7 protein-coding genes are annotated in these 9,166 nt (G+C 66.6%); 5 read left to right on the forward strand and 2 right to left on the reverse strand.

Features of this window, described 5'->3' with window-relative positions; genetic code table 11:
- The first annotated feature begins 260 nt into the window (after positions 1–260).
- From ACTJJM_RS09500 to lpdA, 5 genes are all read left to right on the forward strand, one after another.
- The gene (locus ACTJJM_RS09500; RefSeq protein WP_049453123.1) at positions 261–1,676 is read left to right on the forward strand and encodes a JmjC domain-containing protein; all 1,416 of its coding nucleotides are present in this window, start codon (positions 261–263) and stop codon (positions 1,674–1,676) included.
- Positions 1,677–1,685: 9 nt separating this feature from the next.
- On the forward strand, positions 1,686–2,582 hold the full coding sequence (locus ACTJJM_RS09505) for a GNAT family N-acetyltransferase (protein ID WP_099559393.1): 897 nt from the start codon (positions 1,686–1,688) through the stop codon (positions 2,580–2,582).
- A 186-nt stretch (positions 2,583–2,768) separates the two neighbouring features.
- Positions 2,769–5,600, forward strand: coding sequence for a 2-oxoglutarate dehydrogenase E1 component (locus tag ACTJJM_RS09510; RefSeq protein WP_235650667.1), 2,832 nt, complete (start codon positions 2,769–2,771; stop codon positions 5,598–5,600).
- 40 nt (positions 5,601–5,640) lie between these two features.
- Complete coding sequence (sucB, locus tag ACTJJM_RS09515; RefSeq protein ID WP_440865436.1) at positions 5,641–6,858, forward strand: dihydrolipoyllysine-residue succinyltransferase; 1,218 nt, start codon at positions 5,641–5,643, stop codon at positions 6,856–6,858.
- Positions 6,859–6,921: 63 nt separating this feature from the next.
- Complete coding sequence (gene lpdA / locus ACTJJM_RS09520; RefSeq protein WP_197598132.1) at positions 6,922–8,358, forward strand: dihydrolipoyl dehydrogenase; 1,437 nt, start codon at positions 6,922–6,924, stop codon at positions 8,356–8,358.
- 161 nt (positions 8,359–8,519) lie between these two features.
- Here lpdA and ACTJJM_RS09525 read toward each other — a convergent pair whose 3' ends face one another.
- Both ACTJJM_RS09525 and ACTJJM_RS09530 read right to left on the reverse strand, forming a co-directional pair.
- Positions 8,520–8,777, reverse strand: a complete 258-nt coding sequence (locus tag ACTJJM_RS09525; protein WP_032952780.1) for a hypothetical protein — start codon at positions 8,775–8,777, stop codon at positions 8,520–8,522.
- Positions 8,774–8,986 carry a hypothetical protein gene (locus tag ACTJJM_RS09530; RefSeq protein ID WP_010486834.1) on the reverse strand — a complete coding sequence of 71 codons (213 nt, stop codon included), beginning with the start codon at positions 8,984–8,986 and terminating at the stop codon, positions 8,774–8,776. Before ACTJJM_RS09530 ends, ACTJJM_RS09525 begins: the two co-directional genes overlap by 4 nt.
- Positions 8,987–9,166 lie beyond the last annotated feature (180 nt).

The following is a 9,166-nucleotide window of genomic DNA, read 5'->3' on the forward strand; positions in this document are numbered from 1 at the left end:
GCGGGGGCGTGAGCCGCATGGATGCGGCGATCGAGCTTACATGGACGTACTTGCAGCGTCCCCCGCGCAGCCCACCCGCCCGGCCAAGCGCGGCTTTTGCTTTCAGCGACCAACCCAGACCCGCCACGAGGGGCTCCGCCGTTGGCCGGACACCCCGCGACAAACCACCGCACGTGCGCAATCCCAACGAACGTCGGACAATGGAGACCTTGGCGGCCCGCCGCGCCGCCCCTCCCGCTTTCCGCTGCAAGGATTCCCCCATGGCCGCCCGCAAGTCCTCCGCTCCGCTCATCGAAGTCACCGCCCGTCCCGGCCAGCCGCTGGGCATGGCGCCGGCCACCTTCCTGCGCGATTTCTGGCAGAAGCGCCCGCTGCTGATCCGTAACGCCTTCCCGGACTTCCAGACCCCGGTGCAGCCGGAAGACCTGGCCGGGCTGGCCTGCGAGGAAGGTGTACTGGCGCGCCTGATCGAGCACGACAAGACCCAGGACGGCTGGCGCGTGCGCACTGGCCCATTCCAGGAAGACGTGTTCCCCGCCCTGCCCGACCACGACTGGACCCTGCTGGTGCAGGACGTGGACAAGTGGGACCCGGACGTGCGCGCCCTGATCGAGCACTTCAGCTTCCTGCCGCGCTGGCGCATGGATGACGTGATGATCAGCTTCGCCGCTACCGGTGGCTCGGTCGGCGCCCACGTCGACCAGTACGACGTATTCCTGCTGCAGGCCCACGGCCACCGCCGCTGGCAGATCGATGCCAGCGAATCGATCAAGGGCAAGCAGCCGCCGCTGGGCTTCCGCCCGGACGTGGAGCTGAAGCTGCTGAAGGTGTTCAAGCCGACCCACGACTGGGTGCTGGCACCAGGCGACATGCTGTATCTGCCGCCGAACGTGCCGCACCACGGCGTGGCCGAAGACCCCTGCCTGACCTTCTCGTTCGGCATGCGTGCGCCGTCCTCGGCCGAGCTGATCAGCGACTATCTGGACACCCTGATCGCCGATGCCGACGAGAACATCCGCTACCAGGATGCCGACCTGAAGGTGCCGGCCGACCCGAACGAGATCGACACAGTGGCGATGGCGCGGGTGATCACCGCGCTCAATGCCATCCGCATGAACGACCCGGACAAGCTGGGCGACTGGTTCGGCCGCTTCATCACCACCTACCGTGCAGCGGGCGAAGTGATGGCCCACCAGGCCGCACCGGCACCGGAGGAAGTGGCCCAGGCGCTGGCCTCGGGCCTGCTGCTGCAGCGCCACCCGTGGGCGCGACTGGCCTGGCGCCGGGCCAAGCGTGGCGCCAGCCTGTATGTCAGCGGCCAGGACTTCGCGTTGCCGGTGAAGGACGCACAGCGCCTGGCCGGTGCCGAGCAGCTCGACGCCACCGCCTATCGCGGCCTGTCCGACAAAGGCCGCGCGGTGGTCCAGCAGCTGCTGGTTGGTGGCGTGTTCCAGTTGATCGATCCGAACGAGGTGTATGACGCCGAAGACGAGGACGACGGCGAAGACGCCGTGGTGCTCGGCGAAGTGGTCGAAGGCCGTGACCGCGTGGATGCGATAGACGCCGATGCGGTGTCCGACGATGTCCACTCCGTGACCGTGCACGACGACGGCATCGAGGTCATCGTCAACTTCGAGGACGACGAGGAAGACGACAGCGACGCCGGCCGCGTCTGAGCCGCCGCCATGATCCGGGTCCAGCAGGTCAGCCACGCCGACGCCCACGTTGCCATCCACGACGTGCGCCAACGCGTGTTCGTGCAGGAACAGGGCATCGCCGCCGAACTGGAACGCGATGCGCTGGACCCGGTCAGTGCCCATGTGCTGGCGCTGGACAGTGACAACCAGCCGGTCGGCACCGGCCGACTGGCCCCGGACGGCCGCATCGGCCGCATGGCGGTGCTGGCCAGCCATCGCAGCCAGGGGGTCGGCGAGGCCCTGCTGGAGGCACTGGTCGAGGCCGGGCGCCGCCTCGGCCTGGCCGAACTGCACCTGCACGCCCAGCTGCCCGCGCGTGACTTCTATGCCCGCCAGGGCTTCCTGCCCGAGGGCGAGGTGTTCGAGGAGGCCGGCATCGGCCACCAGCAGATGCGTCGCCGGCTGGGCGCGGCCGGCGCCATCGACGGCCGCGCCGAGGCGGTGGCGATCACCACCGCCATCATCCACCGCGCCCGCCGCCAGCTGTGGCTGCACAGCCGTCAGCTGGACCCCGGCCTGCTTGACACACCGCCGGTGCAGGCCGCCCTGCGCCGCTTCGTCACCGCCCGCCACGACAAGCAGCTGCGGGTGATCGTGCACGATGCGGCTGCCGTTGCCTCTGCCGGGGCACCGCTGCTGGCGTTGGCCCAGCGCCTGCCAAGCGTGATCCAGTTCCGCGAGGTCACCGACCCGGTCGACCGTGCGTTGGCCTCGGCCTGCCTGCTCAACGATGCCGGCGACTTCTACTTTCGTCTGATCGGGCATCGCCTCGACGGCGAAGCCGGCATCGCGCTGCCGGCACGTTCGCAGCCGTTCGAGCAGCAATTGCAGCGTGTCTGGGACCGTTCGCGCGATTGCAGCGAACTGCGCGCGCTCGGCATCTGAGCGCGGGCCACCGCGCCAACCTGTCTGGAAGCGGCACCGGGGGACGCGCGATGCCTCTGGTGATGCCCCTTCGTGTCCGGTTGGGGGTACAATTTGGCTGTTTGAACGCGCCCGTGCATGGCTATTCATCTTCGTGCCGGGTCCTTCTGAAGCCATACCCCACAAAGCGAATCAGCACCCTCCATCGTGGACAATCAACTGAAGCAGTTTGCGCAATCTTCGCAACTCGCCGGCGGCAACGCCTCCTATGTCGAGGACCTGTACGAGCAGTACCTGGTCTCCCCGGATAGTGTCGATCCCAAATGGAAAACCTACTTCGACGGCTTCAAGGGCCGCGAAGCAGGTGACATCCCGCACTCGGCTGTCATCTCCCACATCGCGGACGCGGCCAAGGATGCGCTGAAAGCCGGCACCGGTAGCGGTGCGGGCGACGAGCGTGAGCGCAATGTCGGTCGCCTGATCACCGCCTACCGCTCGCGTGGTCACCTGGACGCGCGCCTTGATCCGCTGGGGCTGGCCGCACCGGTCAACACCCCGGACCTGGGCCTGCCGTTCCACAGCCTGTCCGATGCCGACCTCAACAGCGAGTTCAGCACCGGCGGCGTCGGCGGCCAGCCGCGCATGAAGCTGCGCGACCTGCTTGCACGCCTGAAGGCGACCTACACCGGCTCGATCGGTGCGGAGTTCATGCACATCTCCGAGGTCGAGCAGCGCCAGTGGATCTACAAGAAGCTGGAAGCGGCCGGTGGCAACTACCAGCTGGACGCTGACACCCAGCGCCGCACCCTGGAGCGCCTGACCGCGGCTGAAGGCCTGGAGCGCTACCTGCACACCAAGTACGTCGGCCAGAAGCGCTTCTCGCTGGAAGGCGGCGACTCGCTGATCCCGATGATGGACACCATCATCCGCAGCGCCGGCAAGGATGGCGTCAAGGACGTGGTGATCGGCATGGCCCACCGCGGCCGCCTGAACGTGCTGGTCAACACCCTGGGCAAGAACCCGCGCAAGCTGTTCGACGAGTTCGAAGGCAAGTTCGAGCACGACGAGCACGCCTCGGCCGGTGACGTGAAGTACCACATGGGCTTCTCGGCCGACGTCGCCACCGAAGGCGGCCCGGTGCACCTGGCGCTGGCGTTCAACCCGTCGCACCTGGAAATCGCCGACCCGGTCGTGGCCGGTTCCGTGCGTTCGCGCCAGGAGCGCCGCAAGGACACCGCCCGCAAGCAGGTCATGCCGATCCTGATCCACGGCGACGCGGCCTTCTCCGGCCAAGGCGTGGTCATGGAGCTGTTCCAGATGTCGCAGGCCCGCGGCTTCGCCGTCGGCGGCACCGTGCACATCGTGGTCAACAACCAGGTCGGCTTCACCACCTCCAACCCGCTGGATACGCGTTCCACGCGCTACGCCACCGACGTGGCGAAGATGATCGCCGCCCCGGTGCTGCACGTGAACGGCGATGATCCGGAAGCGGTGGTGTTCGCCGCGCAGCTGGCCTTCGAGTTCCGCCAGAAGTTTGCCAAGGACGTGGTCATCGACCTGATGTGCTACCGCCGTTGGGGCCACAACGAGGCCGACGAACCGGCGATCACCCAGCCACTGATGTACCAGGTGATCCGCAAGCACGCCACCACCCGCGAGATGTACGCCGAGCAGCTGGAAAAGGCGGGCGTGATCGCCGCCGGCGCCGGCAAGGCGATGGTCGATGCCTACCGCGAGAAGCTGGATGCCGGTGAAGTGACCACCGAGCTGGCCAAGGTCGAGAAGACCCCGCCGACCAGCCCGCTGTTCGTCGATTGGCCGAAGCTGCTGGAAGGCAAGCTGTCCGATCCGATCTCGACCAAGGTCGAGAAGAACAAGCTGGTCGAGCTGGCCAAGCTGATCAACACCATTCCCGAAGACGTGCAGCTGCACTCGCGCGTGGCCAAGGTCTACGACGACCGCCGCAAGATGGCCGCCGGCGAGATCCCGGGCGACTGGGGCTTTGCCGAGAACCTGGCCTACGCCACCCTGCTCGATGAAGGCCATGCACTGCGCCTGGTCGGCCAGGACGTGGGCCGCGGTACGTTCACGCACCGCCACGCGATCCTGCACGACCAGAAGACCGACAACTACTACATGCCGCTGCGGCAGCTGGTGGATTCGCCGGAGAAGGCCACCGTCATCGATTCGCTGCTGAGCGAAGAAGCGGTGATGGCCTACGAGTACGGCTTCTCCACCACCGATCCGAACACGCTGTGCATCTGGGAAGGCCAGTTCGGCGACTTCGCCAACGGCGCCCAGGTGGTGATCGACCAGTTCATCGCCGCCGGTGAAGCCAAGTGGGGCCGTATTTCCGGCCTGACCCTGCTGCTGCCGCATGGCTATGAAGGGCAGGGCCCGGAACACAGCTCGGCGCGCCTGGAGCGCTTCCTGCAGCTGTGCGCGCTGGAGAACATGCTGGTTGTCGTGCCGTCGACCCCGGCGCAGGCCTTCCACATGCTGCGTCGCCAGCTGCACATGACCACCCGCAAGCCGCTGGTGGTGATGTCGCCGAAGTCACTGCTGCGCCACAAGCTGGCCGTGTCGACCCTGGACGAGCTGGCCAATGGCGAGTTCCAGCACCTGATCGGCGACGCCAGCGCGGACGCCAAGAAAGTCAAGCGCGTGGTGCTGTGCTCGGGCAAGGTCTACTACGACCTGCTGGAAGACCAGACCAAGCGTGGCCAGGACGACGTGGCGATCATCCGCGTGGAGCAGCTGTATCCGTTCCCACGTGCACTGCTGGCTGCCGAACTGAAGAAGTACGGCAAGGCCACCGACGTGGTGTGGACGCAGGAAGAACCGCAGAACCAGGGTGCGTGGTACCAGATCCGCCACCACCTGCAGTTCTGCCTGGCCGATGACCAGAACCTGCACTACGCCGGTCGCGCACGTTCGGCTTCGCCGGCTGCCGGTCACATGGCTGACCACGTCCGCGAACAGCAGCAGCTGGTCGCCGACGCACTGGTCAACCCGTTCAACGACACGTTCGCTGAATAATCCTCCCCCTATTTAGAAGACAAACCAGGAAGCTCCCGCAATGGCCACCGAAGTCAAAGCCCCGGTACTGCCCGAATCCGTCGCCGACGGCACCATCGCCACCTGGCACAAGAAGGTGGGCGACGCCGTCAAGCGCGACGAAAACCTGCTTGACCTGGAAACCGACAAGGTCGTCCTGGAAGTGCCGTCGCCGGTCGACGGCGTGCTCAAGGAAATCAAGTTCGCCGAAGGCTCGACCGTGACCTCCAGCCAGGTCGTGGCGATCATCGAAGAAGGCGCCGTGGCTGCTGCCCCGGCTCCGGCTGCTGAAGCCGCTCCGGCGGCTGCCGCTGCCCCGGCCGCCGCTGCTCCGGCCGCCGCTGCTCCGGCCGCAGCCGCCGCTCCGGCCCCGGCTGCCAAGTCGGCCGCCGACGCCCTGCCGCCGGGCGCCCGCTTCACCGCCATCACCGAAGGCGTGAACCCGGCCGACGTCGACGGCACCGGCCGTCGCGGCGCGGTGACCAAGGAAGACATCGTCAACTTCGCCCGCAACGGCGGCGCCGGCAAGGCCGGTGGCGCACGTCCGGAAGAACGCGTGCCGATGACCCGCATCCGCAAGCGCATCGCCGAGCGCCTGATGGAGTCGAAGAACTCCACCGCCATGCTGACCACCTTCAACGAAGTCGACCTGTCCAAGGTCTCGGCGGCGCGCAAGGAACTGCAGGACGAGTTCGTCAAGGCACACGGCATCAAGCTGGGCTTCATGAGCTTCTTCGTGAAGGCCGCGGCCAATGCCCTGCAGCGCTTCCCGCTGGTCAACGCCTCGATCGACGGCGACGACATCATCTATCACGGCTACTCGGACATCTCGATCGCCGTGTCGACCGAGAAGGGCCTGGTCACGCCGGTGCTGCGCAACGTCGAGCGCATGTCGTTCGCCGACATAGAGAAGACCATCGCCGACTACGCCAAGAAGGCCCGTGACGGCAAGCTGAGCCTGGAAGAACTGCAGGGCGGCACCTTCACCGTGACCAACGGCGGCACCTTCGGTTCGCTGCTGTCGACCCCGATCATCAACCCGCCGCAGAGCGCCATCCTGGGCATGCACGCCATCAAGGAGCGTCCGATCGCCCAGAACGGCCAGGTCGTGATCGCGCCGATGATGTACCTGGCGCTGTCGTACGACCACCGCATCATCGACGGCAAGGATTCGGTGCAGTTCCTGGTGGACATCAAGAACCAGCTGGAAAACCCGGGCCGCATGCTGTTCGGCCTGTAAGACACCTCCCGCCCCTCCGCGCCTGCGCGGAGGGGTTCTGGTAATGCATCAAGGAATAATTCAATGGCTGAACAATTCGACGTCGTCGTCATCGGTGCCGGCCCGGCCGGTTACCACGCTGCCATCCGCGCGGCCCAGCTGGGCCTGAAGACCGCCTGCATCGACGCAGCGCTGGGCAAGGACGGCAAGCCGGCCCTCGGCGGCACCTGCCTGCGCGTGGGCTGCATCCCGTCCAAGGCGCTGCTGGATTCCTCGCGCCAGTTCTGGAACATGGGCCACATCTTTGGCGACCACGGCATCAGCTTCAAGGATGCCAAGATCGACGTCGAGGCGATGATTGGCCGCAAGGACAAGATCGTCAAGCAGTTCACCGGCGGCATCGGCATGCTGTTCAAGGCCAACAAGGTCGCCGCCTATTACGGCTTCGGCGAGCTGCAGCCGGACAACGTGGTCAAGGTCACCCAGCATGACGGTTCCATCGTCGAGCTGAAGGGTACCAACGTCATCATCGCGGCCGGTTCGGATTCGATCGAACTGCCGTTCGCCAAGTTCGACGGCGAGACCATCGTCGACAACGTCGGCGGCCTGGACTTCACCGAAGTGCCGAACCGCCTGGCGGTGATCGGCGCCGGCGTGATCGGCCTGGAACTGGGCAGCGTGTGGAAGCGCCTGGGCGCTGAAGTCACCATCCTGGAAGCACTGCCGGAGTTCCTGGCCGTGGCCGACGCCGAAGTGGCCAAGACCGCTGCCAAGGAATTCAAGAAGCAGGGCCTGGACATCCGCCTCGGTGCCAAGGTCTCCAAGACCGAGATCACCGGCAAGGGCAAGAAGAAGGAAGTCGTTGTCACCTACACCGACAGCGAAGGCGAAAAGACCCTGACCGTGGACAAGCTGCTGGTGGCCGTCGGCCGTCGCGCCGCCACCAAGGGCCTGCTGGCCGAAGGCACCGGCGTGAAGGTCAACGAGCGCGGCCAGATCGAAGTCGATGCGCACTGCCACACCGGCGTCAACGGCGTGTGGGCGGTCGGCGACTGCGTGCGCGGCCCGATGCTGGCGCACAAGGGCTTCGAGGAAGGCATCGCGGTGGCTGAGCTGATCGCCGGCCTGCCGGGCCACGTCAACTTCGACACCATCCCGTGGGTCATCTACACCGAGCCGGAACTGGCCTGGGTCGGCAAGACCGAAGCCCAGCTGAAGGCCGAAGGTATTCCTTACAAGGCCGGCAGCTTCCCGTTCGCCGCCAACGGCCGCGCCGTGGCGATGATCGAGCCGGCAGGCTTCGTGAAGATCCTGGCCCATGCCGAAACCGATCGCATCCTCGGCATGCACCTGGTCGGCGCCAACGTCTCCGAGCTGGTGCACGAAGGCGTGCTGACCATGGAGTTCAGCGGCTCGGCCGATGATCTGGCCCGCATCTGCCACGCCCACCCGTCGCTGTCGGAAGTGATCCACGACGCGGCGATGGCGGTCAGCAAGCGCGCCATCCACAAGGCGAACTGATCTGCATCATGGTAGGTGCCGACCGTTGGTCGGCACTCACCTGCAGAAGAAAAACCCCGCTTCGGCGGGGTTTTTTGTTGCCCTTCTTCATGTAGAGCCGAGCCCACGCTCGGCTGCGCACTTGGCGGTCCGTGAAGGCCCAGCCGAGCATGGGCTCGGCGCTACACCTTTTCAGCTGGCTTCTTCGGCGGATCGTCACAGACCCTGTGCTGCACCACCGTCTCGCCAACCTTCCATTCCTTCGTGACCCGGCAGTGCGCCTTGGCCTCCGGCACCTTCGAAGCCGTCGCCCCCGCAGCATTCGCCTCGTCGGCACCGGCTGCCTGCTGGCGCTCCAGCCACGCCGATGGCGGCGCGGGCGGTGTGGCCAGCACCGGGCCTGACAACAGGACCAGGCCCATCAGCAACACGGCCCTCATGCCGCCACCGCCCGGCCGCCGAGCAACCGTGCCGGCAACATGAACAGCGCACGCAGGAACGCAAACAGCGCCGAGAAGGTGATGCCGACCAGTCGGAACGGCAGGCTCAGCAGCCAGACGAACGGCCAGGCGATCAGGGCGAGGATCGCCAGCGGCCAGCACAGCACGAACAGCAGGCACCACACACCGAGCGCGAACAGGGTCTTCATCACGGTCTCCTTGTGGCGGCACCTTGCCGCCTGCGGACACCTTGGCGCCCTGCCCTTGCCACGCACAAACGGTTTGCGACGAAACCGGGCTGGGGGCGATGAAACCGGTCCACCGCCGTTGTAGAGCCGAGCCTGCGCTCGGCTTTCCAGAAGCAGCCGAGCGTGGGCTCGGCTCTACAG

It is taken from the genome of Stenotrophomonas sp. 22692 (assembly GCF_052045015.1).
Classification (GTDB): Bacteria; Pseudomonadota; Gammaproteobacteria; order Xanthomonadales; family Xanthomonadaceae; genus Stenotrophomonas; species Stenotrophomonas geniculata.